Here is a 25,680-nt window from a genome sequence, read left to right as displayed (position 1 = left end):
TATCGCTTGCAGCCCTATCCGGGCCGCGGGAACGGTAGTGGTGCTATCTATCCGGAGAATTACCCATGTTGCGCAAAACCCTGTTTGTTCTGGCAATCGCTTCTGCCCTGGCCGCCTGCGGCAAAGAGTCCAAAGATCCCGGCAAGGGCGGCAAGAATGCCAAGGAACAGGCGGGCGCTGCCGCCAATTTGCTCGTGTCCCCGGAAGACTTGCTGACCATCCAGAGCAATGCGCTGGCGTCGGGGCCGGTCATCACCGGTTCCGTGCAACCCGAGCGCAACGCGGACTTGCGCGCCGAAGTGTCGGCCGTGGTGATCCAGGTCATGAAGGAAAATGGTGAAATCGTCAAGCGGGGCGACGTGCTGGTGCGCCTGGACGAAACGTCGATCCGCGACGGCCTCAATTCGGCCGAGGAAGCCAGCCGCGCCGCCGGCCAGGTGCTGGAGCAGTCCGAACGCATGTTCCAGCGCATGAAAACCCTGCGCGCTTCGGGCATGACGTCGACGCAGGCGCTGGAAGACGCGGAAATCCGCCGCAACAATGCGCAAAGCGATCTGTCCGCCGCGAAAAGCCGCGCCGTGCAAGCGCGCCAGCAGTTGCAGCGCACCCTCGTGCGTGCGCCGTTCGACGGCATCGTGAGCGAGCGCAAGGTATCGAATGGCGATACGGCGCAAATCGGCAAGGAATTGATCAAGGTCATCGATCCAACCAGCATGCGCCTGGAAGGCCTGGTGTCGGCCGACAAGATCGGCGTCGTCAAGGTGGGCCAGCCGGTATTGTTCCGCATCAATGGTTATCCGGGACAGGATTTCGCGGGCAAGGTGCGCCGCGTCGATCCGGCCGCCAACGCCGTCACGCGCCAGGTGGCCGTGCTCGTCGATTTCAATGACAAGGAACAACCGCGCGTGGCCGGCCTGTATGCGGAAGGCCGCATCGAGACGGAAACCGTCAGCGCGCTGATGATCCCCGACTCCGCCCTGGTGAAGGCGGGCGACGTCACGTACACGTGGAAAGTCAAGGACAAGGCTTTGCATAAAGTTAACTTGCGTATCGGCGCGCGCGACGTGCGCACGGGCCAGTGGGAAGTGCAAAGCGGCCTGGCCAGCGGCGATACCGTGCTGCGCACGCCGGGCTCGACCTTCAAGGATGGGCAGAAAGTGGAATTGACGGCCGCCAAGGCCGTGCCAGCCGCCGCCGTGGCCAGCAGCAGCACCGCCGTTGCCGGTAAAGGAAACTAAGCCATGTTCCTTTCCGATTTCAGTATCAAGCGGCCCACCGCCACCATCGTCCTGATCCTGGCCATGATGTGCGTCGGCTTGCTGGCGCTCAAGAAATTGCGCGTCAACCAGAACCCGGACGTCGAGGTACCGTTCATCGTCGTCAGTATTCCTTACCCTGGCGCGTCGCCCGACACGGTCGAGCGCGAAGTGGTGAACCGCCTGGAAAAGTCCTTGCAAAGCATTTCCGGCGTGACCGAAGTCAACAGCGATTCGAATGAAGGTTCGGCCAGCATCTTCCTGAAGTTTTCCTTCAATACCAATTTGATCGAAGCGTCCGACAATATCCGCAATGCGATTGCCGCCGTGCGCTACAAGTTGCCGACGGAAATGCGCGAACCTATCCTGCAGCGCATCGATCCGGCTGCCGAGCCCATCATGCAACTGGCCCTGTCGTCGAATACGCAAAGCCATGCGGAAATTTCGCGCCTGGCCGAGGACGTGCTGTCGGACCGCTTCCGCACCGTCGATGGCGTGGCGCTGGTCAACGTGGGCGGTTCGCTCAAGCGCGAACTGTCCGTGCTGCTGCGGGCGGAAAAGTTGCGTGAATACAATGTTTCCGTCAGCGACGTCGTCACCGCCTTGCGCAACCAGAACACGAATGCGCCCGTGGGCAAGGTGCGCGGCACCTTGGACGAAAAAAGCATCCGCCTCGTGGGCCGCATCGAGTCGCCAAGCGACTTCGAAAAAGTGGTGATCAAGCGCCGCGGCGAGGAAATCGTGCGCCTGGCGCAAGTGGCCACCATCGAAGATGGCTTTGCCGAAGTCAACAGCCTGAGCATGCGCAGCGGCAAGCCCAACGTGGGCATTTCGATCACCCGCGTGCGCGACGCCTCCACCGTCAGCGTGGCCAACAAGATCCGCGACATGGTGGCGGAAATCAACAAGACCTTGCCGAAAGGCACGATCCTGCAAGTGACGCGCGACGGCGGCGAAAACGCCCAGCATAGCTTGAACAATGTGATCGAATCGCTGGTACTGGGCGCCGTGCTGACGATTTTCGTCGTCTACGCCTTCCTGAACTCGTGGCGTTCGACCCTGATCACGGCGCTGAGCCTGCCTACGTCCGTGATTGCCGCCTTCATTGCCGTGTGGCTGTGCGGCTTTACCCTGAACTTCATGACCTTGCTGGGCTTGTCGCTGGCCATTGGCGTGCTGATCGATGACGCCATCGTCGTGCGCGAAAACATCGTACGCCACATGCAGATGGGCAAGGACCGCCGCACGGCCGCGCTGGAAGGCACGGCCGAGATCGGCATGGCCGTGGCCGCCACGACCTTCTCCATCATCGCCGTCTTCATTCCCGTCGCGTTCATGCCCGGCATCTCCGGCGAATGGTTCCGTCCGTTTGCCTTGACGGTGACGTGCTCGGTGCTCGTCAGCCTGGGCATCTCGTTTACGCTCGACCCGATGTTGTCGGCTTACTGGGGCGACCCGGTCGAGGAACACTCGGCACCGAAAAAAGGCATCGGCCGTGTACTGGAAAAATTCAATCACTGGTTCGACCACCAGGCCGACCGCTATGGCCGCGTGATCGCCTGGGCCCTGCATCATCGCCGCTGGATGGCCGTGATCGCCTTCGGCAGCCTGGTGGGCGCCATCGTCCTGCACGCTACGCATGGCGGCACGAGTTTCCTGCCAGCATCCGATTCGGGCAACTTGATGATCAATGTGCGCACCCCATCGTCGAGCAGCATCGAGTATTCGCGTTTGAAACTGGAAGCGGCGGCCGTGCTGGCGCGTACCTTGCCTGAAACCAAGGATACCAACAGTTCCATCAATGCAGGCGGCGGACGCGTTTATGTCGACATCGGCAAGCGCAATACCCGCAAGCGTTCGGCCAAGGAAATCGCCGTCGAGCTGCGCGAAAAGATGTCCCGCCTGGTGGGCGCCGAATACGTGGTGCAGGATGACTTGAGCAACGGTTCGCAAAAACCGATCCAGGTGGAATTCACGGGCCCGGATTCGCGCAAACTGATGGAAATCACGAATGCCTATATGGACAAGCTGCGTGCCATTCCCGGCGCCGTCGACGTGGGCCTGTCCGAGCAAGACCCGAAGAACGAGCTGCAGATCGAGCTGAACCGTGGCCTGGCCAACTCGATGGGTATTTCCGTCAATGACGCGGCGCAATCGTTGCGCGTGGCCTTCGCCGGCGTGGAAGTGGGCGACTGGGTCGATCCGACGGGCGAAACGCGCGACGTGGCCGTGCGCCTGCATCCCGATGACCGCGTGGCATCGGAAAACATCGAGCGCCTACCGATCAGCGTGACGGGGACTTCGCAAATGGTCCCGCTCGACCAGATCGCCACCATCACCATGGGCAAAGGTCCGTCCGGCATCGAGCACAAGAATGGCAAGCGCACGATTACCGTGTCGGCCAATGCGCAAGGCCGCTCGAATGGCGAAGTGACGAGCGACGCCATGAAGCTGGCCAACTCCATCGACTTCCCGCCCGGCTACGGCCTGGCGCTCGGTGGCGCCGGCCAGGATCAGCAAGAGCTGTTCACGGAAATGCTGATCGCGCTGGTGATGGGTATCGGCCTGATGTATTTGATCCTGGTCATGCAGTTTGGTTCCTTCACCGCGCCGGTGGCCGTGATGATGTCCTTGCCGCTCAGTTTGATCGGTGTGGTGGTGGCGCTGGTGATCACGAATAACACCCTCAACCTGATGAGCTTTATCGGCATCATCATGCTGATGGGGCTGGTCGCCAAGAACGCCATCCTGCTGTTGGACGCGGCGCGCAAGCGCGAGGAAGAGGGCCATGGCCGCGAAGACGCGCTGATGTATGCGGGCCGCATGCGTCTACGCCCCATCCTGATGACGACGTTCGCGCTGATCGCCGGCATGTTCCCCGTGGCGCTGGGCCTGGGCGAGGGCGGCGAGTTTTACCGTCCATTGGCGATCGCCATCATCGGCGGCACCATCACCTCGACGATTCTGACCCTGCTGGTCGTGCCGACCTTCTATGACAGCATCGAAATCGCCCGCGATGGCGCCGTAGCCAAGTTCCACCGCCGCGCTGCGCGCATGCCCGTGGCCGTAGCCATGCTATTGACCTTGATCGAGTGCGTGCTGACCCTGCTGCTGGTGCGCTTCGCCTACCGCATGCTGAAAAAGGCCGTGCTGTTCCTGATGGGACGCCGCACGCCGAAGGCGACGTCGGTCAGCCTGCAAAAGTAAAACCGGGCCAAGGCCAGCTTGCGCTGCGCCGTGGTATTTCAAGAGCCTTCCGCGGAAGGCTCTTTTTTTTGCCTGCCCGGTTGGCCAGGGCGCGGCGCGCTAGCTGTTGCGCGGTGGCGGCGTGGTCCCTGTGCCTGTGCCGTTGCCAGGCGGCGTGGTGGAGGGCGGGGTGGTCGTGCCATCGGGGTTGGTGGTGGTGCCCGGTGCCATGCCAGGCGTGGTTGGCGTGGTGGCGTCCGGATTGGTCGTGCCCGTGGTGCCGGACGTGCCGCTGGTGGCGGGCGGCGTTGCCGGCGCGGTGGCGGCGGGCGTGGCGGTGGTGCTGGTATCGTTGCGCTTGTTACAACCGCCCAGCAGCGCACAGACGATGGCGCTGCCGAGGACGAGCTTGCTGGTGGTCAGGAGTGGAGCCGTCATGATTGTTCCTTTTCAGTGAAAGACTGTCGTGGAAACGCATGCCTCGCCAGATTGCGTATCTGGAACAAGGCTGGCATCGCTTGCAAGGTTTAGAGTAGGCGGGCCGGTACAGGTTCACCGGACTTGCACAGGCGCGGTGCTGGCGGAGACGGGGAGCGCGCTGCGTTTGACGCAGCGCAAATCCGCAAGGGATACGGGGTGGGCCAGGACAGGACGCCCTGGCCGCGCAAGACGGTTTATTTGGCGGCAGGGGCCTTGCTCACTTCCACTTCCCAATCCACGCCCGACTCGACGTGATGCTTGGCTGCAAAGTCGCCCTGGCTGATGGCGACGGCCACGTCGAGCAGGCTGTTCAGGTAGACGAGGGGCTTGCCCTTGGCCACGCCGCCAAACGTGTGCTCGAACGGCGCCGTGACCTTGGCCACTTGCTTGCCCTTGTGCAAGATGCGTACTTGCAGCGGGTCGTGCAGTTTTACCTGCAACTCGTCGAGCAAGGATTTCGGAATGTTCGTCCACACATTGCCGTACTTGACGTCGAGTACTGGCACGATGCCGCGAATCGTGTTGCCGTCGCGCACAGGCTTTTGATACGCGATCTTCACCACGGATTCGCTCGGCAATTGCGGACCCACCTGTTCATAGCTGATGGCGCCCGACGCCAGGCGCGCACCGACGTACGCGTACACGTCGCGGCCATGGAAGGTGTAGGACTCGGCGGAGCCAGCCAGGCGGTTGACCTTTTCATCGATTTCGCGCAACTCGGCCACGCCGTCGCGCTCGGCGATCAGGGTGAACAGGCCATTGTCCGGCCCCACGAAGTAGCGCCCGCCCTTGGTTTTCAGCACCACCGACTTGCGCGCCGTGCCCACGCCTGGATCGATGACGGAAACGAATACCGTGCCTTGCGGCCAGTAGTTGGCCGTCTGGTACAAGCGGTAGGCGCCCAGCCAGATATCGTAGTCGGGAATCTGGTGCGTCAGGTCCGAAATGGTCAGCTGCGGATCGACGCCATAGGCCACGCCATGCATGGCCGACACGGCGCCATCGGCCGTGCCGAAGTCTGTCATCAGCACCAGCGGCGCGCCGGCCTGGGCGGACGACAGCAGGAGGGCGCTCAGGCAGGTGCCGGCGACGAGGTGGGAGAGGCGTTTGATGATCATGATTTCCTTTGTATCCAGTGTCAGAATGTGTAGCTTAATTTAGCGTAAAAGTACGCGCCATTGACGCCGATGGGGTTGATGAAATTGTAGGGCAGGGCGCCGCCATACGTGGCGTTATTCGTTTCCCGCACGCGCTGCGGATAGCGGTCGAGGATGTTGTTGCCGCCCACGCTCAAGGTCAGTTGCTTGCTCAGTTTCAATTGGCCTTCCAGGTCCAGCGACCAGACGGCGCCGAAGCGTTGTGCGGGGATGCCGTCGATCAGGGGCGCATCGCTGTCATACGAAAAGTCTTTCAGCTCGCCAAAGCGCGTGGCGCGCGCTTGCACGCCCCAGCCGGCCGCCTGCCAGTCGGCGCCGAGGATTAATTTGCTGGAGGGTGACGCATGTTTGATGCGGAACAAACTCGTCTCCGTCAGCAGGGTCAGACTGGGATCGATGTTGGCCAGCGCAGCGGAACTCTGGCGTACCTTGTCGAGGCTGGTCTTGTTCAGGTTCAGCGCCGCATTCAGGTTCAGCTTGCCTGAGGTGAACGCCAGGTCGTGGTTCAGCACCACGTCCAGGCCTTTGGTCCGTGTGTCGAGCAGGTTGGCCAGGTAGGCAACGGACTGGATGTCGCTGCGGTCATTCGCGGCCAGGTAGGCCGTGACGGCGTCGCTTTGCAAGTCGCTCGAACGCGTGATGCGGTCGCGGATGCGGATCACGTAGGCGTCCACCGTCACGCTGGTGGCGGTGGCCGGTTTCCAGGCCAGGCCCAGCGAGACGTTGGTCGATTTTTCAGGTTTCAGCTGTTGCGCGCCGAAGCTGCGCGCCAGCGGGTCGCTGGCCGGCAGCAGGGCCGCCGTTTGCAGGGCTGTGCCATCGGCATTGAAGTTCAGGGTGGCGAAGCGGAAACCCGTCTGCACGAGGGCCGGCGCGCGGAAGCTGTTCGACAGCGAACCGCGCAGGAGGAAGTTGTCCGTCACTTTATAGCGCGTCGACAGCTTGCCCGTGCTGGCGCTGCCGAAGTCGCTGTAATCGGAATAGCGGGCGGCGGCGCCTACCAGCAGGCGCGGCGTGAGGTCGCTTTCCACGTCCGCATACACGGAGCGGATTTGCCGGCTGCCGTCGTAGGCGTCCGATGGGCGCAAGCCGGGTCCCGCCTGCGCGCCCGGCGGCGCATTGGTAAAGCTGCCGGCCGCATACGAGGCAGGGTCGCCAGCCGAGCTGGTGTAGGTTTCGCGCATCCATTCGGCGCCGACCGCCAGGTTCAAGGGGGTGGGCAAGCCGATGTCGATGCTGCGCGTGGCATCGAGATTCAAGGCGTTCTGGCGGAAGTCGAAGCCGGCCAAATTAAAACGCGTGGGGCTGGCCGCGCCCAGCGAAGCGTTGACGGAGTGGCTCACGCCGTAGTCAAAGCGGTCGCTGCCGTGGCGCGCGCTGGCGTCCCAGTTCCACTCGCCCCAGCTGCCGCGCACGCCGGCCACGATGCTGAGGTCGCGCTTGTCGCCGTTGGTGACGGGACGGTAGCCGTTCGGATACAGGGCCGGCACATTCGACGGGTCGCCCGGATAGCGGAAGTAGGCGCTGCCGTCCGATGTGCGCTCGTTGAGGGTGGCAAACGAGTACAGGTCCAGGCCGTTATCCAGGGTGAGCTGGGTGTTGTAGAACAGATAGTGGTTGCGCTGGCGCGAGTCGCCCGACTTGAACACCACCTTGCCGTCGAGCGCCTGGTCGGCAGGCGTGAAGTTGTAGGAAGTCCAGCCCGCGTCGCTGGGGCCGGCCCGTTCCGTGGGCGAGCGGCGCCGCGTTTCCGCGCCGAAGCGGAAGAATCCTGCCTCGCCCAGCGGTACGCCATAGTCGGCGTTGACGATGACGGTCTGGCCATCCGTCAGGGTTTGATCGGTCGGGTCGAAATGCGTGTGGTTGGCGCCATAGCTGATGGACGCGGCGCCGCCCGTGCGGGCCTTCTTCAGCACGATGTTGATCACGCCCGCCACGGCATCGCTGCCGTACTGGGCGCCGGCGCCGTCGCGCAGGATTTCGATATGGTCGATGGCGTTCGGCGGAATGGCGTTGATGTCCACCGGCACGGTGCCGGCAAAGCTGCTTTCCGTGTCGAGCACGGCGCTCGTGTGGCGGCGCTTGCCGTTGATCAATACCAGCACCTGGTCGGGCGCCAGTCCCCGCAACTGGATGCCGCGCACGGAGTCCGACGCGCCGCTCGACTCGATGCGGGGGAAGTTGATCGAGGGCGACAGGTTTTGCAGGGCCGCGCCCACGTCGCCCGTCGCCAGCGCATTGCTCACTTCGCGCGCGCCGAAACGGTCGATGGGCACGCTGCTGTCGAACACGGTGCGGTTGCGCGCGCGCGAGCCGACGACGGTGACCTGGTCGATGCTGGGGCCGGCCGTTTCAGCGGTGGTGCCTGTGTTGGCGGTGGCTTGCGCGTCCTGGGCCCAGGCGGGCACGGTGCCCAGCATGGCGCAGGCCAGCACGATGGCGCGCAGGGGCGTGGCGGGACGGGAGGCAGGGGTGGATGAATGGCGCGGATGCAAGGCGGTGTCCTCTGGGCTCGATTAGTGTCAGTGTGGAAACAGTTGCCATGAGCTTAAGGGAGGCGCCCGCCCGCGCTAACGATTCTTTCTGGATATGCTTATGCTGTTGTTTTTATGCCGTTATGACCCCGCGCTCAGGATTTCGGCGCGGCCGGCATGTCGGGCTGGGCCGTGACTTGTGTGCCGGCCGCTTCCAGCGGTCGAGGATGCCGAACTCCCTTTCACGCAGGCGCTCGTCGGCTACCACGCAGGGGAGGCTGTCCGCACCGATGCGCGCCAGCACGGCTTGTGCTGTCCGCTGCACCCGCACGTAGGGCGAGTACAGCACGACAGTTGCCTGTTGTTCAGGGGGGGGCGAATCAGTCGCCCAGGGCTTGCGCCTGGCGCGCGCCCAGTTGGGAGAGGGGGGTATCGACATCGCGCTCGGCGATGGCGATCAGTAACTGTTTTTCCGCTTCAGCGGCATCGCGCGCCACGTCACCGGCACTTTGGCCGTGACGCACGATCCAGATGTGCTGCGGCCATTTCTGTTTCATCGCCTTGCGCCTTCCTCCATGTTTATTGTCAATCAATATAGAGGGAGGCGGCAAGGCGCGGCGCTGGATAACTTCCTAGGCGGCGTGTTCCGCTTCGTCCAGGTCGGGCGCGTCGTCGCTGTTGTAGACGGCCAGGTCGGTTTGTCCCATGACCCGGCTGGTGACGGTGCCCGCCGTGATCGAACCGCTCACGTTCAGGGCCGTGCGGCCCATGTCGATCAGCGGCTCGACGGAGATCAGCAAGCCGGCCAGCGCGACGGGCAAGTCCATCGCCGACAGCACGATCAGGGCGGCAAACGTGGCGCCGCCGCCCACGCCGGCCACGCCGACGGAACCGATGGTGATGATGGCCAGCAAGGGCAGCAGGAAGCTGATCGTGAACGGATCGACGCCGACGGTGGGGGCGATCATCACGGCCAGCATGGCGGGATAGATGCCGGCGCAGCCGTTTTGGCCGATGGTGGAACCGAACGAGGCAGCGAAGTTGGCGATGCCTTCCGGCGTGCCCAGGCGCTGGGTTTGCGTCTGCACGCTCATCGGGATCGAACCGGCGCTGGTGCGCGAGGTGAACGCGAAGGCCAGCACGGGGAAGACTTTTTTCACGAAGCGCAGCGGGTTCAGGCCCACGCCGGCGATGATGGCCAGGTGCACGAGGAACATCAAGATCAGCGCGCTGTATGAGGCGACGACGAAGTTGATCAATTTCAAGATGTCCGTGTAGCTCGACGAGGCCACCACTTCAAACATCAGCGCGAACACGCCGTACGGCGTCAGGCGCAGCACCAGGGTGACCATGCGCATGACGATGGCGTGCGCCACTTTCATGAAGTTTTCGAAGGATGCGAAAATTTCCGGCTTTTTCGCCGCGATGCCCGTGGCCGAGATGCCGATGAAGATGGAGAACACGACCACGGCGATGGTCGACGTCTTGCGCGCGCCCGTCATGTCGAGGAAGGGGTTGGTCGGCACGAAGCTGACCAGCAATTTCGGAAGGGACAGGGCCTTTGCCGTTTCCAGCGAGCCTTGCAGCTGCACGCCGCGCGCGACTTCGGCGGCGCTCGACGTCAGGCCGACAGCCGTCAGGCCGAACAGCTTGGCCATCAAAATGCCCAGCGCGGCGGCGACCGTGGTGGTGATGAGCAGGGTGCCGATGGTCAGCGCGCTGATCTTGCCCAGGGAACTCGCGTCCTTGAGTTTCAATATGGCGGAGATGATGGACACCATGATCAGCGGCATGATGATCATTTGCAGCAATTTGACGTAGCCGCTGCCGACGATGTCGATGTATTCATTGGTGCCGGCGATGATGGGCGAGCCGGCGCCGTACAGCGCTTGCGCGGCCGCGCCCAGCAGCACGCCCAGGCCCAGGCCCGTGAAGACGCGCACGGTGAACGTGGCGTGCTTGCGCTGCTGGTGGAACATGAAGGCGAAGACGATCAGCGCAACGAGCAGGTTCAGAATGATGTTAATTGCCATGTAGGGGCCTTATCTTGGTTTTATTCGAGACTGCAGAGAGCATGAGAACTTTACTACAAGTAACAGCTGCCCCAGCCTGGGGCGAAAGGGCAAGCACTGTACAGTACTATGGGGGCGTTCTGCGCAATGCTGCTGCGAATATTACGCTATATGAATATGCTCCACAGGCATAAGCCTTCTGGATGATTGTGAATTTGGCTATTTCGTGCCAGCATGGTTTTCCGTTTGCTAAGATGCGCGCGTTATTTTAATAAGGAAAAAGATGAATGCTTTAACGGAAGTACAAGTGCTCGATGCGGAAGAGCGCTTGCGCCTGGCCATGATGGCGTCCGACGTGGCCGCACTGAATGTCTTGCTGGCTGACGATTTGCTGTTTATCAACCATCTGGGCCACCTGCTGAGCAAGCATGCGGACCTGGCCGCGCACGAGCAGCGCTTGCTGACGATCACCGAGCTGCGCGCCTCCGAGCGCCATGTGCGCATCACTGGCCACGTGGCCGTGGTCTCCGTGCGCATGCAGCTGACGGGCAGCTATCACGACGTGGAAACGCATGGCGACTTCCGTTTTACGCGCGTCTGGGCGCAGGATGGCGCCGGCGCGCTGCAAGTGATCGCCGCCCATTCGGGCGTCGTGGCTTGAGGAGCGAGAGTTAGTGGATCATCGTTCCAAAGGGCAGCTGCTGGAAGCTGTCATCGCCGCCGGCCCCGCCACCCTGGCCATCACGGCCGGCTATCCCGTGCTGTTGTACAACCTGGTGCGCACCTGGGCCGACGCCCCCGGCGCCAATGCCTTGGCCGCGCTGCTGCTGACGGGCGGCCTGTGGGCCTTGCTGGAATTCTGGCGCATCGCGCTGGCGACGGTGGCGCGCAAGGCATACGCGTTCAACTGGCGCTTCTGGCTGGCCATCGCCAGTTTTCTCGCCTGCTTCGTGCGTTTCGTGCCGGACATGCCGGCCGGACTGATGTTGTTGCTGATGGTGCTGCCGGCGCTGGCGTGGACGCATTTCATCTTGTTGCAGATCAAGCGCCCGCGCAAGGCTTGATTGCTGGAAGTGTCGTAGCGGGAGCGATATAGCATGAGTGCAATCCAAAAACTGGGCGAGCAATTCCACGCGATAGCGTCGAAATCCGACTTTTTCATGGCGACGTATGTGGATGCCGTCAAACTGCGCGTGGCGCGAACGCAGATCAGCAAAGGGCCCTTATGTAACGTCAGGCCATTCGATGCCCAAAGGGCCGGCTTCAAGCCGGGAAAAGAGCTGAAGTCGCTGCCCGCGACGCTGAAAGATACCCATGTCTACTATTTCGATGGGGAAGGCAGGGTCATCCTGGTGGAAAGCTATGGCGGATCTGCTGCCGTCATCAACAGGAGTTTCTATTTTCATGAGCGCGGCGAACTGAAAAGCGTGCATTTCAATGCGGGAGGGAGCTTGAGGAATGTCATGCTCAGTTTTCTTGACGGGGCACGCATCGCGCAGGACATTAATTTCGGAAAATTTGGCGAAGGGACTTACGATTACCTGTATGAGGATGATCGCCTCCATTCCATCGTGGTCCGGCAGAGAGAGCATGGCCAGGAAAACCATACCGGATATCAGATCCTGTTCGGCTATGTGGGCGGACAGATGGAGAATATTTTCCATGTGTTTGCGAATGGATATCAGGAGCAGCGCTATCCATGATGCTGCTGGCTGTTAAGGCAAGGTCATGAAAAAACAGGTGGCATCTGTCTTGTTGTGGGACGGATGCGGTGGACGCCAATGCAGCGTGGACGGGCGGGCATGCCGCTGCGGGCCTCTGTCCGGACTGCTGAAATTATATGCCCGGGAATGAAGGCGATTTCGCCGTGGTGGTGGATCAGCGTATTCCTGCACAAGCGGATATGTTTTCCATGGGGCGCTTATCACCGTCCATCATGTCCGCCAGACTGCAGCAGTTGATTATGGCTGATCCTCGCCATCCTGCGCGTCCAGCCACTGTATCCGTCCATTCCCCGCCTCCAGCATGTGGGCGAGCAGGGCGGTGGCAGCCGTTTCAGGCAGGCTGAAGTCGAACAGTACGTCTGCGCCGTGTTCCACGTTCAGCAGGGTGGCGCCGGCGCCATCGAGTTCGCGGCGCAGCATGCCTTCCATCGCATACGGCACCGTGCAGCGCAGGGTACGCTGGCGCACGATGGCCGTCTTTTCCGCCTGCAACAACGCTTGCGCGACGCTGTCCGTGTAGGCGCGCACGAGGCCGCCCGCACCCAGCTTGATGCCGCCGAAGTAGCGCACGACGGTCGCCAGCACGCCTTCCAGGTCCTGGTGGCGCAGCACGTCGAGCATGGGCCGCCCGGCCGTGCCGCTCGGCTCGCCATCGTCGACGGCCGCCGATTGCCCGCCCGCCAGCAGCGCCCAGCACACATGGCAGGCGCCCGGATGCTGCGCCTTTAAATCGTTGACCACCTGCTGCGCGCTGGCGCGGTCCGTCATCGGCTGCACGCAACCGATGAAACGGCTTTTCTTGATGATCAGTTCGCTGTGGACGGGGGCGGCAATGGTAAACGGCATGGCGGGTGCGAAGGCGGGCAAAGCAGCATGATAGAGGAAATGCGCGCCCGCGACGAGCCAGTGTCGCCTACGCGGCCGATGGCGATACCAGTTCGCGCAGCGCAGCATCGCGCACTTGCACGATGTCGAACAGCCCCAGCGCGTGCAGGGCGGGCAGCGCGTCGAGGATGTCGCGCTCGGCGATGGCTTTTTCGGCGCTGCTGCTCGTGTCGTCCAGCCATAGCCTGGCATTCGCGAGGAAGGCGCCCACCGTGCCCTTGCGCACGGTGACGCCATTGAATTGGCCCTGGTTTTGTTGATCCGGTAACACGTCTTCTGCTCGCATGCTGCACTCCTGAATATCGAAAGACTTCACTGTATGATGGCGGGATTGTCTTGCCTGCGTTGTTTATGACTATCGATACGTCAAATCTGCCAACTTTTCCGCCGACGCTGCTGGCGCCGCTGCGCGCCATGCGCATGTCCCAGCCGCAGGAACGGGTGACGGCGGCGCACCGCCATGCCAGCGGCCAGCTGTTCGGCGCCATGCGGGGTTTGCTTTCCGTTGCCGCCGACAGCGGGCAATGGGTGGTGCCGGCCAGCCACTGCGTGTGGATGCCGCCCCATCATGTGCATGGGCTGCGTTCGCATGGACCGTTTGCGGGCTGGAGCGTGTATGTGGACGAGGCCAGTTGCGGCGGTCTGCCGGCCGCACCGTGCGTGATGCGTGTCTCGGGCTTGCTGCGCGAGGCGGTGGGCCGCGCCAGCGCCTGGGACGACGGCGCGCTGGGCGCTCAGCAGGAGCGGGTGGCAGGCGTGATCCTCGACGAGATCGCCGCCGCGCCGCACGAGCCGTTCGGTTTGTCGCTACCCATGGACCCGCGCCTGGTGCGCGTGGCGCGCGCCGTGCTCGATGACCTGGCCGACGAACGGGGCGTGGAAGCGCTGGCCGCCTGGGCCGGCGTGTCGCCGCGCACGTTGGCGCGCCGTTTCACGATCGAGACCGGTTTTACTCCGTCCGCCTGGCGCCAGCGCGCCCGCATCCTGCGCGCCCTGGAGTTGCTGGCCGCCGGCCAGTCCGTCACGACGATTGCACTGGACCTGGGCTACGACACCGTCAGCGCCTTCATCGCCATGTTCAAGCGGGTGATGGGCGTGACGCCGGGCAGGTATGGCGCGATGGCCGGGTGAAGGGCGGCGCGGCGCTCTGCAGCGCCCGCCAGCGTGTTGAAGACTGCAAGCATGCAATCGGCGTAAAATCGCTCAATTCATTCTCTGGATTCCACGATATATATGCATAACGACGACCGCTTCGATGGCATCAACGATTTCGTCATGACCGTCAAGCTGGGCAGTTTTGCCGCCGCTGCCGCCGCACAAGGCGTGACGGCGTCGGGCGTGGGCAAGAGCGTGTCGCGCCTGGAAGCGCGCCTGGGCACCAAGCTGCTGCACCGTACCACGCGCCGCCTGACCTTGACGCCGGAAGGGCGCACGTATTACGACATGTGCGTGCAGATGCTGGAAGACCTGGAGGCGACGGAGCATGGCCTGATCGTCGGCCAGCAAGTGCCCACGGGACGCCTGCGCGTCGACGTGCCGGCCGCGTTCGGCCGCCGCCACATCCTGCCCACCTTGCTGGCGCTGGCCGAACAGCACACGGGCATCGAGCTGGCCGTGACCTTTACGGACCGCACCGTCAACCTGGTCGAGGAGGGCATCGACCTGGCCGTGCGCATCGGCGCGCTGAACAACGATGCCGACCTGGTGGCGCGCCAGCTGGGCACGCAGCGGCTGCTGATCTGCGCCACCCCGTCCTACCTGGCGCGCCACGGTACGCCGCAGGTGCGCGATGACCTGGCCCGCCACGATTGCATCGTGGGCTGGCGCCGGCAAGGGCCGGCAGTCTGGCTGCTGCGCGAGGCCGACGGCAGCTCCACCGAGCAGGCGATCCGCGTGCGGCATGCGTTGCGCGATGGCGAGGCGATGCTGGCGGCGACCCTGGCGGGCGCCGGCCTGTGCCAACTGCCCACCTGGCTGATCGATGCGCACCTGGCGTCGGGCCAGCTGGTGCCCGTGCTGCAACAGCATGCGGGCGGCGAAATGCCGATTCACGCCGTGTGGCCTGCGACGCGCTACGTGAAGCCCAGGCTGCGCGCAGCCATCGATGCGCTGGTGGCGCTGGCGGCCGCACCGAATCCCGTGTTTCATCCGGCCGCTTGACCGGTCTCAGTCCGCATTAAACAGGGGCAGCACATGCTCGGCCATCTCTGCGATGACTTCCTCGGCCGGGCGTTGCGACGGCTTCATGTTGAGCGCCACGTGGCGCACGCCCAGTTCGCGCTGCTCCTGCCAGCGTTCGATCAGGGCATGGCGGCCGATGCGCACCACATTGTAGAAACGCCGGGGCGGCGCGTCCGGGTCCTTGTCCAGGTCGAAGAAGGTGGCGTAGCCATACGCGGGCGGCGGCTGCCCGCCCGCATGGTGGCGCAGGCTGGCCAGGATGTCCTGGATCGCTTGACCATCGTCGACGGACCAGATCCACGCGTCGACATTGCGCGCCAGCCAGTCGATGGGCTGGCGCGAGCGGCCGATCGCCAGCATGGGCAGGCGCCGGCGCACGGGCTTGGGCAGCAGGTCCAGGGTGCCGTCCAGGGTGCCGTAATGCTGCGTCGTGGCGGCGGGGAAGTCTTGCCCGCCCAGCTGGCGCAGCAGCGCGAAGGCTTCGCGGTAGCGTTCGTCGCGATTGTCGAAATCGGCGCCGAAGGCCGGGTATTCGGCCGGGCGGTCGCCCGTCGACAGGCCAAGCAGGAAGCGTCCGCCGCTCAATTGATCCACTGAGGCCGCCTGCTTGGCGACGATGACGGGATCGCGCAAGGGCAGCACGATGCCGGCCGTGCCGATGCTGATGCGTTTGGTGACCGAGGCCAGGAAGCCCGCATACACGAAGGGATCGAATACCTGCCCCGCGTCGCCGAAGGCCGGGTCGAGGAAGGGTACGTCGCGCAGCCAGATGCTGGCAAAGCCCGCATCGTCGACCAGCCTGGCCATGCGTTCGTGGTCTTGCAGCGTGGGCACGGGCGTGCCGGGATACGCTTCCAGCGGCGCGATCAGGCCGAAGGTCAGCTTGCCCGGGCTGAACACGCGCCGGAACGGGGCGTGCTGCGCCAGGTCCATGTTCGTTCCAGCCGCCGTCATGTGACCTCCCGTGCGGGCAGTTCCAGATCGTCGCCGGGCTGGCCGCCACCGCCATTGCGCGCGGGCCAGACGATGTCGAGCTGCGAGCGGTTGATCTGCCAGCGGCCGTCGATGCGGCGGTATTCGTCCGCATATGCACCGAGCAGTATCCACGGGTCGCGTTGTTCCGGCTGGCGCGTGTGCAGGTCGATCAGGTAGCAGCGCCCCTGCGCCGTGTCGGCGTCGAGCAGTTCCACCCAGTGGTTCGTCACGGCGTGCAGGAAAGGATAGCTGCCGTGGCGCTCCGTGTCGTAGTCGTCGAAGGCCCGCTGCAGGCCGGCGCGGATGGCGTCGCGCCCCCGCCATGCGCCCAGTCCCGCGTTGCAGACGGCGTCCGGCGCGAACAGCTCGGACAATTCATCGATGCGGTTGCTGTCCAATAAGTGGCTGTAGCGGATGCGCAGGTTCTTGATGGCTTCCAGGTCCAGCAGTGTTTGCATGTTCATCGTGTGTCCTTTTATTTACTGCGCCGCAAAGGCGGGGTAGTCCGTATAGCCGTTCGCGCCGTGCGGGCCGTAGAAGGTGGCGCGCTCGGCCTGCGCCAGCGGCCAGCCGTGGCGCAGGCGCTCGACCAGGTCGGGGTTGGCGATGAACGGGCGGCCGAAGGCGGCCAGGTCGATGCGGCCATCGTGCAGCGCCGCTTCCGCGCTGTCGCCGTCGAAGCCGCCCGCCGAGATCAGCGTGCCGCGGTAGGCGCGGCGGAAGTCGGCCGCGAAGCCGGCGGGAATCGGCGTCTGCCCCAGGGTCAGCTGGTCGCTCGTGTGCACGTAGGCGAGGCCGCGCGCGTTGAGCGCTTCGGCCAGGGCCAGCCAGGTGGCCGCCTCGTCGTCGAACGGCTGCATGTCGTACAGGCGGCCGAATGGCGAGATGCGCACGCCGACGCGCTGCGCGCCCACTTCCGCACTCAGGGCGTCGATGGTGTCGAGGATCAAACGCAGGCGGTTGGAAAGCATGCCGCCATACGCGTCGTCGCGCGTGTTGAGGGCGCCGTTGATGAATTGTTCGAACAGATAGCCGTTCGCGCCGTGCAGTTCGATGCCATCGAAACCGGCGGCCATGGCGCGCCGTGCGGCCAGCACGAAATCGTTGACGATGCGGGGGATGTCGGTGGCATCCAGGGCGCGCGGCGCGCTGGCGGGGACTTGTCCAGCCACGCCAGGCGACGCCCAGGCAAACGCGGACGAGTTGTCCGCGCGGCGGGCCACGGACGACACGGGCGCCGCGCCACCGGCTTGCAGCGACGTATGCGACAGGCGGCCCACATGCCACAGCTGGGCGAAGATGCGCCCGCCCCGTGCGTGCACGGCGTCGCACACCTGGCGCCAGCCGGCTTCCTGGGCATCCGTGTACAGGCCGGGCACGAACAGAAAGCCCGTGCCTTCGCGGCTGACGGGGATGCCTTCGCTGATGATCAGGCCAGCCGACGCGCGCTGGGCGTAGTACAGCGCCGTCTGCGCGTCGGGTACGCCATCCTTGGCCCGCGAGCGCGTCATGGGCGCCATGACGATGCGGTTGGGTAGGGTCAGTCCTGCGAGGTCATACGGAGTGAAGAGTTTTTTCATGGCCAGTCCTTTCGGTCAAATACGATGCGGTGATGCGGGCGCAGGCATTGCCTGTGCCGCCATGCCGTCCATTGTATTTATGAACTGGGGAAAGATAATCGTGGTTTGATTCAGTAGACTCAATCCTGAGGGTATCGAATTGGGGGAGGGGAACTGTCAAACAAAAAAGCCCACGAACCGGAATTCGTGGGCTTTTCTGAAGTATTTGGTAGGCCGTGCGGGATTCGAACCTGCGACCAACGGATTAAAAGTCCGCTGCTCTACCAGCTGAGCTAACGACCCAAAAACTTTGACTACTTACTGCGGTAACGCTGTGCCGTATCAACATGCTGGCCATGCTGACGACTGAATCTTGGTAGGCCGTGCGGGATTCGAACCTGCGACCAACGGATTAAAAGTCCGCTGCTCTACCAGCTGAGCTAACGACCCAAGGGCGGCTATTATGACGGCCAACGGCGGTTTTGGGAAGGGCTGGGTGGCGTGTGGGCGGAAAAAAGCCTTGCATGGCCCTCATGCAGGGTCTAATATAGGTAGATAGCCTACCTATTTATATATCCCCATGCCCACTACCGAAGACCTTCCCATCCCCGAACGCGCGCTGGCGTTGTCCGATGAATTGCGCACGGCGTTCAAGCGCCTGCTGCGCTCGATGCAGCGCGAAGGGGGCGAGCTGGAAGGCGGCGTGTCGATGATGCAGTACATGCTGCTGGCGCTGATCCACGAGCAGCCCGGCATCGGCGTGGCGGCGCTGGCGCGCCTGCAGAACGTGCGCGGGCCGACCGTCAGCGCGCAGGTCAAGTCGCTCGAAGAGGCTGGTCTCGTCGAGCGCAGCGCGCCCGATCCGCAGGACCGGCGCCGTTCCGGCCTGCACGTGTCCGCGCATGGCCTGGCCATCCTCGACACCTTGCGCGCGCGGCGCCGCGATGCGCTGGCGCGGCGCATCGCCCGCCTGACGCCGCAGCAGGTCGATGCGCTGGCCGCCGCCATGCAGCCGCTGCTCGAGATAGGCCAGGCATGAGCAGCCTCGGCATACCCGCAGGCGCAGAGGCGCCATTGACGGAGCGCGAAGTGCGCGCCACCTACCTGGGCCTGATGGCCGTGCTGGGCCTGGGCGCGCTGGACCAGAGCATCGTCGCGACGGCCTTGCCGCGCATCGTCGATGACCTGGGCGGCATGGCGCACCTGTCGTGGGTGGTGACGGCGTATGTGCTGGCCTCGACGGCCACCATGCCCCTGTACGGCAAGCTGGCCGACCAGTACGGCCGCCGCCCCATGATCTTCACGGCCCTGCTGACCTTCCTGCTCGGTTCCGTGCTGTGCGGGCTGGCGCAGAACATGACGGAACTGATCATCTTCCGCGCCATCCAGGGCCTGGGCGCGGGCGGCTTCATGCCGCTGGCGCAAATCATCATCGGCGACATCGTGCCGCCCGCCGAGCGGGGCAAGCGGCAAGGCATGGTGCCCATCGTGTTTGCCGTCACCAGCGTGCTGGGCCCCGTGCTGGGCGGCGTGATCACGGACGCCTTGTCGTGGCACTGGATTTTCTTTGTCAACCTGCCCGTCGGTGCGGCCGCCTTTGTCATCATCGCGCGCGCCATGCGCAAACCCGCGCCCGCGCATGCGCACCGGATCGACTATCTTGGCTCCGCCTTGCTGACGGGCGCCGTCACGGCGGCGCTGCTGGTGCTGGCGCTGGGCGGCACCGAGTGGCCGTGGGATGCGCTGGCGATCAAGGTGTGCGGCGGCGTCGCCGTGCTGCTGGGGATCTGGCTGGCGTTCCACGTGGGGCGGGTGGATGAACCCGTGCTGCCGCCCGACCTGTTCGAGAACCGCACCTTCAATATCGCCAGCCTGGTGATGGCCATGACGTTCATGGGCCTGATGGGCGCCAGCGTCTTCTTTCCCCTGTTCTTCCAGCTGGTGATGGGCACCAGTCCCGCCGAATCGGGCGTCATGACGGTGGCGATGATGGTGGGGCTGGTGGCGTCGTCGATGTTCAATGGCCGGGTGCTGTCGCGCTCGGGCAAGTACAAGATGGTGCAGGTGGCGGGGCTGGCCGTGGCGGTCGTGGCGTTTGCCGTGCTGGCCTGGGCCATGGAAACGTCGCGCGGTTACTGGATCATCGAGCCGGCCATCTTCTTCCTGGGCACGGGGCTGGGGCTGGTGATGCCGAACATGACGATCGCCGTGCAAAATGCCTTGCCGCTGGCGCGCCGCGGCGTGGGTACGGCCATGCTGGCCTTCTTCCGCTCGCTGGGCGGCTTGCTGGGCGTGACGGCGTCCGGCGCCATCCTCGCCCGCCAGCTGCACCAGCATGGCGTGGAAGCCGTTTCGGCGCTGGGCGCGCAGGCGGCCGTGCAGACGGTGGAGGTGTACCGCCATGCGATTGCCAGCGTGTTCGGCGCCGGCGCCGTGCTGCTGCTGGTGGGGCTGGTCTTCCTGCTGTTCCTGCCGGAACTGCCCCTGGAGGGGCATCCGGCGACGGTCAAGGATGATCAGTAGCGTTCCAGCCAGTGCGCGTAGGGCGCCGGCAGGGTCCACGAGGCGCGTTCCACGCCGAGTTCCTTGGCGGCAAAATATGCCCAGTGCGGGTTGGCCAGGTGCGCCTTGCCGACCATCACCACGTCCAGCTGTTCTTCCTTGACGACGCGCTCTGCAATCGCCGGCGTGCCGAAGCCCCAGGCGGACGAGACGGGCACGCCCGCTTCGCGTCGCACTCTCTCGGCAATCGGGCCCATGAAGGCCGGACCCCAGGGAATCGCCACGTCGGGAATGGTAAAGCCCATGCTGACACTGATCATATCCATGCCGGCATCCTTGAACTGGCGCACGAGGGCTATCGATTCGAGCAGGGTTTGCTCGTCGCGGCCGTCGAATTCCAGCACGCCGAAGCGGATAGTCAGCGGCAGGTGCTCGGGCCACACTTCACGCACGGCTTTCAATGTTTCCAGCAGGAAGCGGCTGCGGTTTTCCAGGCTGCCGCCATAGATATCGTCGCGCTGGTTCGAGTGGGCGGAAAAGAAGCTTTGCGCCAGGTAGCCGTGGGCGAAGTGCAGTTCCAGCCATTCGAAGCCCACTTCGCGGGCGCGCATGGCCGCGTCGACGAAGTTCTGTTTCACGCGGGCAATATCGTCGAGGTCCATGGCGCGCGGCACTTTCGGCAGGCCGCCGCCAAAGGCGATGGCGGACGGGGCGATGGTTTGCCAGCCGTGCGCGTCGCCTTGCGCGATATGGTCGTCGCCTTCCCAGGGGCGGTTGGCGCTGGCCTTGCGGCCCGCGTGGGCGATCTGGATGCCGGGCACGGAGCCGGCCGCCTTGATGGCCTTTACCACCGGCACGAAGGCTTGCGCCAGATCATCGTTCCAGATGCCCGTGCAGCCTGGCGTGATGCGGCCTTCGGGCGCCACGGCCGTCGCTTCGACGATCACCAGGCCGGCGCCGCCGCGCGCCATGCCCGCGTAGTGCGACAGATGCCAGTCGTTGGCCTGGCCATCGACGGCCATGTACTGGCACATGGGCGGCACGGCGATGCGGTTGCGCAGGGTGATGCCTTTGAGGGTGTAGGGCTGGAAGAGGGCGGACATGGTGGCCTTTGTGTTTGTTGGTGGAAATGTCAGGGAATGCTGATTCGGTAGTTCGTAAATATTCGAAGAATGGAATTAGTATAGCGCATGCTGTATGATTCTGCTCATGCGCCCACACAAACATCCTCCCGCCAGCGAATTCGTCCTCGAGCGCGTGCTGTACGCCCTGAGCGATTCCATCCGCCTCGACATCGTGCGCCACCTGGCCCGCGTCGACGCGGCCGCTTGCGGCGACCTTGATGGCGGACGGCCGAAATCGACCGTTTCCCACCATTTCAAGGTCTTGCGTGAAGCGGGCCTCGTCTACACGGAAAACGCGGGCACGACGCACATGAATACCCTGCGCCGCGCCGATATCGAGAGCCGCTTCCCCGGCTTGCTGGATGCCATCCTGGCGCAGCAGCCCTTGGCGCCCGAGCCGCCGCAGGCGGAAAAGCCGACAGTTTAGCCGCCTGCCGTGCCCCGCCATTTTCCAGGCTCGGCTATGATATCGGCCTTTCGGTAAATCCTCAGCCGCGCGCCTGTTGCGCGATGGGCTGGCGAGACTACCTGGCATGGCAAGGGATGGGAATGACGGCAGCAGCAGTGGTATCACAGGCGGACCTGGCACATCGTCCGCAGTTTGGCTGGATCAATGGTTTGAAGGCAGGCGCGGCGCAGTTGATCGTGTTGCATCACCTGGCGTTTTACGGGCCCATGTCCGACTACGTGCAACCCCTGTGGCCCGAGCTGCTAGGCTGGCTGGGCGGTAGCGCGCGCATCGCCGTGCAAGTGTTCCTCGTCATCGGCGGCTTTCTCGTCGCCAAATCCCTGTCGCCCGCCGGCCGCCCCGGCATTGCCACGCCGCTGCAGGCGATCTGGCGCCGCTATGCCAAGCTGGCGCCGCCTTTCCTCGCAGCCACCTTGCTCGCGGCCATCGTCACGCCCGTGGCCGGCATCTGGATGCTGCACGATTCCATGTCGGCCGCCGTCACCCTGGGCCAGCTGAGTGCCCATGCCTTGCTGCTGCACGGCGTGCTCGGCTATGAGTCGCTGTCGGCCGGCGCCTGGTACGTGGCCATCGATTTCCAGCTGTATTTGCTGACGGTAGCGCTGCTGTGGCTGGGCGGCCGCCTGGCGGGCCAGCGGCGCGGGCATTGGCTGATGCCGCTGGCCGTCACCGTGGGCATCACCTTTTCCTTGCTGTATTTCAATCTCGACGCGGGCTGGGACAATTGGGCGCCGTATTTCTTCGGCAGCTACGGTCTCGGCATGCTGGCCTGGTGGGCCAGCGATCCGGCCCGCAAACCCGGCGCCATGACCGCGCTCATGGCCATGGCCGCCGTGCCCGTCCTGCTGGCCCTGGCCGTCGACTACCGCAGCCGCATCGCGCTGGCACTGATCGTCGCCTGTGCCCTGTTCCTGTTCGGCCGCGCCCGCACGCCGTCCCAGGGCGGCGCCTGGAACGTCATCAACACCCTGGGACGTATCTCGTATGCCGTGTTTCTCGTCCACTTTCCCGTCAGCCTGCTGGTCAATGCGCTGTTTATCAGCTATGTCCCGCTTGAGCCGGAGTGGCAGGCGCTGGGCATGCTGACGGCCTGGGGCGCCAGCCTGGCGGCCGGTGCCGCGTTTTGCCGCTGGGTGGAGGTGCCGCTGGGGCGGGCGATGGGCAGCGTGGTGGCGCATCTGGCCGGGAGGCCGGCGCTGGTGTCGCGTTAACGACTGGTTTCCGGTATGCGGGGAGGGGAGAGGTTCAGGGGTATAGTTGCCGTGTATGCATGACGGCAAGAATTTCTATTGCGCTTGCCTCAACGCGATATACGACGACATAGTTTGGGTGAGCAACCAGTTCCCGCGTGCCGGCAACTCTTCCGGTCCGGTATAAATGAGGATGATTTGGAAGTTGGGAGATGGCGTTGTCGATGTCGTTGTAAAGCTGAAGTGCTGCTGGCGGGTTGCGCTGCGCGATGTAAGTGAGGATCGCGGTCAAATCTTCCTGCGCTTTAGAACACCTGTCAAAACCTACTGCGCGTCGTAATTTGCGGTCTGCGATGCTCACTGTACCTTCGTACAGTTGCGCTTCTCAACCACAACTTACTTCCGCTCGCTACGGTTTTGTTAGGCGTTGTTAGCCTTCCATCGAATCGGCAGCATGGTCATCAGGCTGGGCTGCGACGATTTTCTTCAGTTGCGCCATGACCGCTGCATGTGGATGGACAGGGCGGTCATCATTTAGTGATGACAATACCTTGGCGCGAAACCAGTGGTCATAGGTTTCGGCTGCTTCCGCTGTCTCAAATGCGGACGTGGTCGAGGGTAGGGGGTCGTTCATGATTGCCTGATTATACGACAGTTCGACAGAGGCGCATCGCAGGTGGCAGGGTGTTTGATTTGCGTCAGCGGTCGCATCCCGTGCAGGTGATGCTGCCGAAAACAAAAAAGCCAACCGCGAACGGTTGGCTTCTCTGTAGTATTTGGTAGGCCGTGCGGGATTCGAACCTGCGACCAACGGATTAAAAGTCCGCTGCTCTACCAGCTGAGCTAACGACCCAAAAACTTTTTACAACAACTTCGGTAACACTGTGCCGTAAAAAAATGCTTGCTATAACAACTCGCAAGCAGATCAGTACTGCGTATTCGTGGTAGGCCGTGCGGGATTCGAACCTGCGACCAACGGATTAAAAGTCCGCTGCTCTACCAGCTGAGCTAACGACCCGAAGAAGAAAGATTATAGGGGGTGCCCGGGATTCTGTCAAACCTAACGGGCAACTTTTTCCCCGCTTTTACTTTTTGCCGCCCCGTTCCTTGGCGGCCTGGGCCGCGCTGGAGTCCGGGTAGCGCGAGATCAGGGCGTTCAGCGTCTTGGTCGCGTTCGGCTTGTCTTTCAGCTCCGTGTAGCAGCTGGCGATGTTGAGCATGGCGTCGGGCGCTTTCGGGCTGTCCGGGTAGTGTTTCAGCACGGCCTGCTGGGCCGTGATGGCGCTCTTGCAGTCGCGCTGGGCGTAATAGGCGTTGCCCAGCCAGTATTGCGCGTTGGCCGCGTAGGCCGATTCCGGATAGCGTTTCACGAAGCCGTCCAGGGCCGTCACGGCGCCCTTGTAGTCGCCGGACTTGAACAGGCCGAACGCGGATTCGTACGCGCTTTGCTCGGACACGCCCACGGCCGCTTCCTGGCCATCGATGGTGACCTGGCGCGGTTCGAGCTTGCGCAGGCGCGCATCGATATCGGTGTAGAAATCCTTCTGGCGCTTTTGCGTGTTTGCCAGGTCGTTGCCCAGTACTTCGATCTGGCCGCGCAGGCGGGCGATCTCTTGCATGGTCTGGTCGTGCTGGTTGAGCAGGCTCAAGGTGCTGGTCTTGTCCGCCTTGGCGTCGATGCGGCTGTTCAGGTCGCGCGCCATGGCGTCGACCTTGGCGCGCAGCTCGAGGATGGCCTTGCGTGCTTCGTCGTCATCGAACAGGGCGGCGTTGGCGTGCAGGGGCAGGTAGGCAAACGCGGCCATCAAGGCGGCGGCGACGCCGGCTTTCGAGAATGTCATCATGAGTCGGGCTTTCAAAAGTTACGCAAACATGCAAACGGGGCGCCGGGCGGTGAATCACCGCGCTGCGCCCCATTATTATGCCTATGACTGGCCAGTTAGGTAAGCGTCAATGCTGCCGCGCTCACCCCTGAACATCAATAAACGATGTCAGCGCGGCGGTTTTCTGCCCATGCTGCTTCGTTGCTGCCTTGAGCTTTAGGCTTTTCTTTGCCCAGCGACACGGCTTCCATTTGGCCTTCTGGCACGCCCAGGGCTGCCATCGACTTGCGCACGGCTTCAGCACGTTTCTGGCCCAGGGCCAGGTTGTACTCAGCGCCACCGCGTTCATCGGTGTTACCTTGGATCAGGATCTTGCGGCTAGGCGTTTTCACCAGGTAGCCAGCGTGGTTTTGCACGACTGGGGTGTCCGCTTCGCGCACGACGTATTTGTCGAAGTCGAAGTAGATGCTGCGGTTAGCCAGCACGCCTTTTGGATCGTCCAGTGGATCGACCGATGCGGTCGTTACTGGCTGAACTTGACGGGTGTCAACTGGAGCGACGACTTTTTCAGGAGCGCGCTCAACCACTGGGGTCTCTGCTACTTTGACTGGGGTGCTGCAGGCGGACAGCAGGGCTGCGGTAGCGGCGATGAAAGCCAAACTTTTAAAGTTACTCATTTTTAT

The 25,680-nt window shown here is 63.7% G+C and carries 27 protein-coding genes and 4 tRNA genes; 11 read left to right on the top strand and 20 right to left on the bottom strand.

Features of this window, described 5'->3' with window-relative positions; translation table 11 throughout:
* The first annotated feature begins 65 nt into the window (after positions 1-65).
* Positions 66-1,238 carry an efflux RND transporter periplasmic adaptor subunit gene (locus CLU94_RS06120; protein WP_077401247.1) on the top strand — a complete coding sequence of 391 codons (1,173 nt, stop codon included), beginning with the start codon at positions 66-68 and terminating at the stop codon, positions 1,236-1,238.
* Positions 1,239-1,241: 3 nt separating this feature from the next.
* Positions 1,242-4,463: an efflux RND transporter permease subunit gene (locus CLU94_RS06115; protein WP_099664991.1), complete on the top strand. Its 3,222-nt coding sequence runs from the start codon at positions 1,242-1,244 to the stop codon at positions 4,461-4,463.
* A 99-nt stretch (positions 4,464-4,562) separates the two neighbouring features.
* On the opposite strand, the gene CLU94_RS06110 is transcribed toward CLU94_RS06115, so the two are convergent.
* From CLU94_RS06110 to CLU94_RS06095, 6 genes are all read right to left on the bottom strand, one after another.
* Positions 4,563-4,880 (bottom strand): hypothetical protein, encoded by a 318-nt coding sequence (locus CLU94_RS06110; RefSeq protein WP_099664990.1) that lies wholly within the window; start codon positions 4,878-4,880, stop codon positions 4,563-4,565.
* Between the two features lie 236 nt (positions 4,881-5,116).
* Positions 5,117-6,040, bottom strand: a complete 924-nt coding sequence (locus tag CLU94_RS06105) for an SAM hydrolase/SAM-dependent halogenase family protein (protein ID WP_099664989.1) — start codon at positions 6,038-6,040, stop codon at positions 5,117-5,119.
* Between the two features lie 20 nt (positions 6,041-6,060).
* Positions 6,061-8,574, bottom strand: coding sequence for a TonB-dependent receptor plug domain-containing protein (locus tag CLU94_RS06100; protein WP_257218697.1), 2,514 nt, complete (start codon positions 8,572-8,574; stop codon positions 6,061-6,063).
* A gap of 112 nt (positions 8,575-8,686) precedes the next feature.
* A complete protein-coding gene (locus CLU94_RS27945; RefSeq protein ID WP_257218696.1) occupies positions 8,687-8,992 on the bottom strand; it encodes a histidine phosphatase family protein in 306 nt (101 codons plus the stop codon).
* On the bottom strand, positions 8,934-9,110 hold the full coding sequence (locus CLU94_RS28640; protein ID WP_257218695.1) for a histidine phosphatase family protein: 177 nt from the start codon (positions 9,108-9,110) through the stop codon (positions 8,934-8,936). The genes CLU94_RS27945 and CLU94_RS28640 overlap by 59 nt, the downstream gene beginning before the upstream one ends.
* A gap of 75 nt (positions 9,111-9,185) precedes the next feature.
* Positions 9,186-10,586: an L-cystine transporter gene (locus CLU94_RS06095; protein WP_099664988.1), complete on the bottom strand. Its 1,401-nt coding sequence runs from the start codon at positions 10,584-10,586 to the stop codon at positions 9,186-9,188.
* 262 nt (positions 10,587-10,848) lie between these two features.
* Between CLU94_RS06095 and CLU94_RS06090 the strand changes: the two genes are divergently transcribed.
* The 3 genes from CLU94_RS06090 to CLU94_RS06080 are packed head-to-tail and all read left to right on the top strand — an operon-like array spanning position 10,849 to position 12,268.
* Positions 10,849-11,226 carry a nuclear transport factor 2 family protein gene (locus tag CLU94_RS06090; protein ID WP_099664987.1) on the top strand — a complete coding sequence of 126 codons (378 nt, stop codon included), beginning with the start codon at positions 10,849-10,851 and terminating at the stop codon, positions 11,224-11,226.
* 13 nt (positions 11,227-11,239) lie between these two features.
* Positions 11,240-11,629, top strand: a complete 390-nt coding sequence (locus CLU94_RS06085; protein WP_099664986.1) for a hypothetical protein — start codon at positions 11,240-11,242, stop codon at positions 11,627-11,629.
* Between the two features lie 33 nt (positions 11,630-11,662).
* Positions 11,663-12,268, top strand: a complete 606-nt coding sequence (locus tag CLU94_RS06080; RefSeq protein WP_099664985.1) for a hypothetical protein — start codon at positions 11,663-11,665, stop codon at positions 12,266-12,268.
* 258 nt (positions 12,269-12,526) lie between these two features.
* Here the strand turns inward: CLU94_RS06080 and CLU94_RS06075 are convergent, their stop codons facing one another.
* Entirely contained in the window at positions 12,527-13,135 is a 609-nt protein-coding gene (locus CLU94_RS06075; RefSeq protein ID WP_099664984.1) for an IMPACT family protein, read from the bottom strand.
* Positions 13,136-13,202: 67 nt separating this feature from the next.
* Positions 13,203-13,460 carry a hypothetical protein gene (locus CLU94_RS06070; protein ID WP_099664983.1) on the bottom strand — a complete coding sequence of 86 codons (258 nt, stop codon included), beginning with the start codon at positions 13,458-13,460 and terminating at the stop codon, positions 13,203-13,205.
* A gap of 65 nt (positions 13,461-13,525) precedes the next feature.
* Between CLU94_RS06070 and CLU94_RS06065 the strand changes: the two genes are divergently transcribed.
* Both CLU94_RS06065 and CLU94_RS06060 read left to right on the top strand, forming a co-directional pair.
* The gene (locus CLU94_RS06065) at positions 13,526-14,305 is read left to right on the top strand and encodes an AraC family transcriptional regulator (RefSeq protein WP_099664982.1); all 780 of its coding nucleotides are present in this window, start codon (positions 13,526-13,528) and stop codon (positions 14,303-14,305) included.
* Positions 14,306-14,407: 102 nt separating this feature from the next.
* The gene (locus CLU94_RS06060; protein ID WP_099664981.1) at positions 14,408-15,334 is read left to right on the top strand and encodes a LysR family transcriptional regulator; all 927 of its coding nucleotides are present in this window, start codon (positions 14,408-14,410) and stop codon (positions 15,332-15,334) included.
* Between the two features lie 6 nt (positions 15,335-15,340).
* Here CLU94_RS06060 and CLU94_RS06055 read toward each other — a convergent pair whose 3' ends face one another.
* From CLU94_RS06055 to CLU94_RS06035, 5 genes are all read right to left on the bottom strand, one after another.
* Positions 15,341-16,309 carry an LLM class oxidoreductase gene (locus CLU94_RS06055; protein WP_099664980.1) on the bottom strand — a complete coding sequence of 323 codons (969 nt, stop codon included), beginning with the start codon at positions 16,307-16,309 and terminating at the stop codon, positions 15,341-15,343.
* Positions 16,306-16,794, bottom strand: a complete 489-nt coding sequence (locus tag CLU94_RS06050) for a nuclear transport factor 2 family protein (RefSeq protein WP_099664979.1) — start codon at positions 16,792-16,794, stop codon at positions 16,306-16,308. The genes CLU94_RS06055 and CLU94_RS06050 overlap by 4 nt, the downstream gene beginning before the upstream one ends.
* Positions 16,795-16,809: 15 nt before the next feature.
* Positions 16,810-17,910 (bottom strand): alkene reductase, encoded by a 1,101-nt coding sequence (locus CLU94_RS06045; RefSeq protein ID WP_099664978.1) that lies wholly within the window; start codon positions 17,908-17,910, stop codon positions 16,810-16,812.
* Between the two features lie 206 nt (positions 17,911-18,116).
* Positions 18,117-18,192, bottom strand: a tRNA-Lys gene (locus CLU94_RS06040).
* A 71-nt stretch (positions 18,193-18,263) separates the two neighbouring features.
* Positions 18,264-18,339: transfer RNA gene (locus tag CLU94_RS06035), tRNA-Lys, on the bottom strand.
* 130 nt (positions 18,340-18,469) lie between these two features.
* Between CLU94_RS06035 and CLU94_RS06030 the strand changes: the two genes are divergently transcribed.
* Both CLU94_RS06030 and CLU94_RS06025 read left to right on the top strand, forming a co-directional pair.
* Complete coding sequence (locus CLU94_RS06030; RefSeq protein WP_099664977.1) at positions 18,470-18,928, top strand: MarR family winged helix-turn-helix transcriptional regulator; 459 nt, start codon at positions 18,470-18,472, stop codon at positions 18,926-18,928.
* On the top strand, positions 18,925-20,412 hold the full coding sequence (locus tag CLU94_RS06025; protein WP_257218694.1) for an MDR family MFS transporter: 1,488 nt from the start codon (positions 18,925-18,927) through the stop codon (positions 20,410-20,412). The genes CLU94_RS06030 and CLU94_RS06025 overlap by 4 nt, the downstream gene beginning before the upstream one ends.
* Here the strand turns inward: CLU94_RS06025 and CLU94_RS06020 are convergent.
* A complete protein-coding gene (locus tag CLU94_RS06020) occupies positions 20,406-21,494 on the bottom strand; it encodes an NADH:flavin oxidoreductase/NADH oxidase (RefSeq protein ID WP_099664976.1) in 1,089 nt (362 codons plus the stop codon). The genes CLU94_RS06025 and CLU94_RS06020 overlap by 7 nt on opposite strands.
* A gap of 106 nt (positions 21,495-21,600) precedes the next feature.
* Here CLU94_RS06020 and CLU94_RS06015 point away from each other — a divergent pair, with 106 nt between their 5' ends.
* Positions 21,601-21,942: an ArsR/SmtB family transcription factor gene (locus CLU94_RS06015; protein WP_099668182.1), complete on the top strand. Its 342-nt coding sequence runs from the start codon at positions 21,601-21,603 to the stop codon at positions 21,940-21,942.
* Between the two features lie 122 nt (positions 21,943-22,064).
* Positions 22,065-23,195 (top strand): acyltransferase family protein, encoded by a 1,131-nt coding sequence (locus CLU94_RS06010; protein ID WP_099664975.1) that lies wholly within the window; start codon positions 22,065-22,067, stop codon positions 23,193-23,195.
* Between the two features lie 34 nt (positions 23,196-23,229).
* Here the strand turns inward: CLU94_RS06010 and CLU94_RS06005 are convergent, their stop codons facing one another.
* From CLU94_RS06005 to pal, 6 genes are all read right to left on the bottom strand, one after another.
* Positions 23,230-23,535, bottom strand: a complete 306-nt coding sequence (locus CLU94_RS06005) for a type II toxin-antitoxin system RelE/ParE family toxin (protein ID WP_257218693.1) — start codon at positions 23,533-23,535, stop codon at positions 23,230-23,232.
* Between the two features lie 69 nt (positions 23,536-23,604).
* Positions 23,605-23,808: a type II toxin-antitoxin system RelB family antitoxin gene (gene relB, locus CLU94_RS27940; protein WP_143451356.1), complete on the bottom strand. Its 204-nt coding sequence runs from the start codon at positions 23,806-23,808 to the stop codon at positions 23,605-23,607.
* A gap of 143 nt (positions 23,809-23,951) precedes the next feature.
* A tRNA-Lys gene (locus CLU94_RS06000) sits at positions 23,952-24,027 on the bottom strand.
* 89 nt (positions 24,028-24,116) lie between these two features.
* A tRNA-Lys gene (locus CLU94_RS05995) sits at positions 24,117-24,192 on the bottom strand.
* A gap of 67 nt (positions 24,193-24,259) precedes the next feature.
* Positions 24,260-25,018: a tol-pal system protein YbgF gene (gene ybgF / locus CLU94_RS05990; protein ID WP_099664974.1), complete on the bottom strand. Its 759-nt coding sequence runs from the start codon at positions 25,016-25,018 to the stop codon at positions 24,260-24,262.
* Positions 25,019-25,152: 134 nt separating this feature from the next.
* A complete protein-coding gene (gene pal, locus CLU94_RS05985; protein ID WP_034786578.1) occupies positions 25,153-25,674 on the bottom strand; it encodes a peptidoglycan-associated lipoprotein Pal in 522 nt (173 codons plus the stop codon).
* Positions 25,675-25,680 lie beyond the last annotated feature (6 nt).

The sequence above is a fragment of the Janthinobacterium sp. 13 genome (assembly GCF_002749695.1).
Classification (GTDB): domain Bacteria; phylum Pseudomonadota; class Gammaproteobacteria; order Burkholderiales; family Burkholderiaceae_D; genus Janthinobacterium; species Janthinobacterium kumbetense.
The sequence above is the reverse complement of the archived record's forward strand: the minus strand, read 5'-3'. Positions and strand labels throughout refer to the sequence as shown.

Excerpts from the sequence above, each read along its gene's own strand:
- CLU94_RS06120 (WP_077401247.1), top strand. The coding sequence starts at position 66 with ATGTTGCGCAAAACCCTGTTTGTTCTGGCAATCGCTTCTGCCCTGGCC.
- pal (WP_034786578.1), bottom strand. The coding sequence starts at position 25,674 with ATGAGTAACTTTAAAAGTTTGGCTTTCATCGCCGCTACCGCAGCCCTG.
- CLU94_RS06050 (WP_099664979.1), bottom strand. The coding sequence starts at position 16,794 with ATGAACATGCAAACACTGCTGGACCTGGAAGCCATCAAGAACCTGCGC.
- CLU94_RS06055 (WP_099664980.1), bottom strand. The coding sequence starts at position 16,309 with ATGACGGCGGCTGGAACGAACATGGACCTGGCGCAGCACGCCCCGTTC.
- CLU94_RS06090 (WP_099664987.1), top strand. The coding sequence starts at position 10,849 with ATGAATGCTTTAACGGAAGTACAAGTGCTCGATGCGGAAGAGCGCTTG.
- CLU94_RS06110 (WP_099664990.1), bottom strand. The coding sequence starts at position 4,880 with ATGACGGCTCCACTCCTGACCACCAGCAAGCTCGTCCTCGGCAGCGCC.
- CLU94_RS06015 (WP_099668182.1), top strand. The coding sequence starts at position 21,601 with ATGCGCCCACACAAACATCCTCCCGCCAGCGAATTCGTCCTCGAGCGC.
- CLU94_RS06030 (WP_099664977.1), top strand. The coding sequence starts at position 18,470 with ATGCCCACTACCGAAGACCTTCCCATCCCCGAACGCGCGCTGGCGTTG.
- CLU94_RS06025 (WP_257218694.1), top strand. The coding sequence starts at position 18,925 with ATGAGCAGCCTCGGCATACCCGCAGGCGCAGAGGCGCCATTGACGGAG.
- CLU94_RS06020 (WP_099664976.1), bottom strand. The coding sequence starts at position 21,494 with ATGTCCGCCCTCTTCCAGCCCTACACCCTCAAAGGCATCACCCTGCGC.
- CLU94_RS06010 (WP_099664975.1), top strand. The coding sequence starts at position 22,065 with ATGACGGCAGCAGCAGTGGTATCACAGGCGGACCTGGCACATCGTCCG.
- CLU94_RS06060 (WP_099664981.1), top strand. The coding sequence starts at position 14,408 with ATGCATAACGACGACCGCTTCGATGGCATCAACGATTTCGTCATGACC.
- CLU94_RS06080 (WP_099664985.1), top strand. The coding sequence starts at position 11,663 with ATGAGTGCAATCCAAAAACTGGGCGAGCAATTCCACGCGATAGCGTCG.
- CLU94_RS06105 (WP_099664989.1), bottom strand. The coding sequence starts at position 6,040 with ATGATCATCAAACGCCTCTCCCACCTCGTCGCCGGCACCTGCCTGAGC.
- CLU94_RS06070 (WP_099664983.1), bottom strand. The coding sequence starts at position 13,460 with ATGCGAGCAGAAGACGTGTTACCGGATCAACAAAACCAGGGCCAATTC.
- CLU94_RS27945 (WP_257218696.1), bottom strand. The coding sequence starts at position 8,992 with ATGTCGATACCCCCCTCTCCCAACTGGGCGCGCGCCAGGCGCAAGCCC.
- CLU94_RS06095 (WP_099664988.1), bottom strand. The coding sequence starts at position 10,586 with ATGGCAATTAACATCATTCTGAACCTGCTCGTTGCGCTGATCGTCTTC.
- relB (WP_143451356.1), bottom strand. The coding sequence starts at position 23,808 with ATGAACGACCCCCTACCCTCGACCACGTCCGCATTTGAGACAGCGGAA.
- CLU94_RS06115 (WP_099664991.1), top strand. The coding sequence starts at position 1,242 with ATGTTCCTTTCCGATTTCAGTATCAAGCGGCCCACCGCCACCATCGTC.
- CLU94_RS06065 (WP_099664982.1), top strand. The coding sequence starts at position 13,526 with ATGACTATCGATACGTCAAATCTGCCAACTTTTCCGCCGACGCTGCTG.
- CLU94_RS06075 (WP_099664984.1), bottom strand. The coding sequence starts at position 13,135 with ATGCCGTTTACCATTGCCGCCCCCGTCCACAGCGAACTGATCATCAAG.
- CLU94_RS06045 (WP_099664978.1), bottom strand. The coding sequence starts at position 17,910 with ATGAAAAAACTCTTCACTCCGTATGACCTCGCAGGACTGACCCTACCC.
- CLU94_RS28640 (WP_257218695.1), bottom strand. The coding sequence starts at position 9,110 with ATGAAACAGAAATGGCCGCAGCACATCTGGATCGTGCGTCACGGCCAA.
- ybgF (WP_099664974.1), bottom strand. The coding sequence starts at position 25,018 with ATGATGACATTCTCGAAAGCCGGCGTCGCCGCCGCCTTGATGGCCGCG.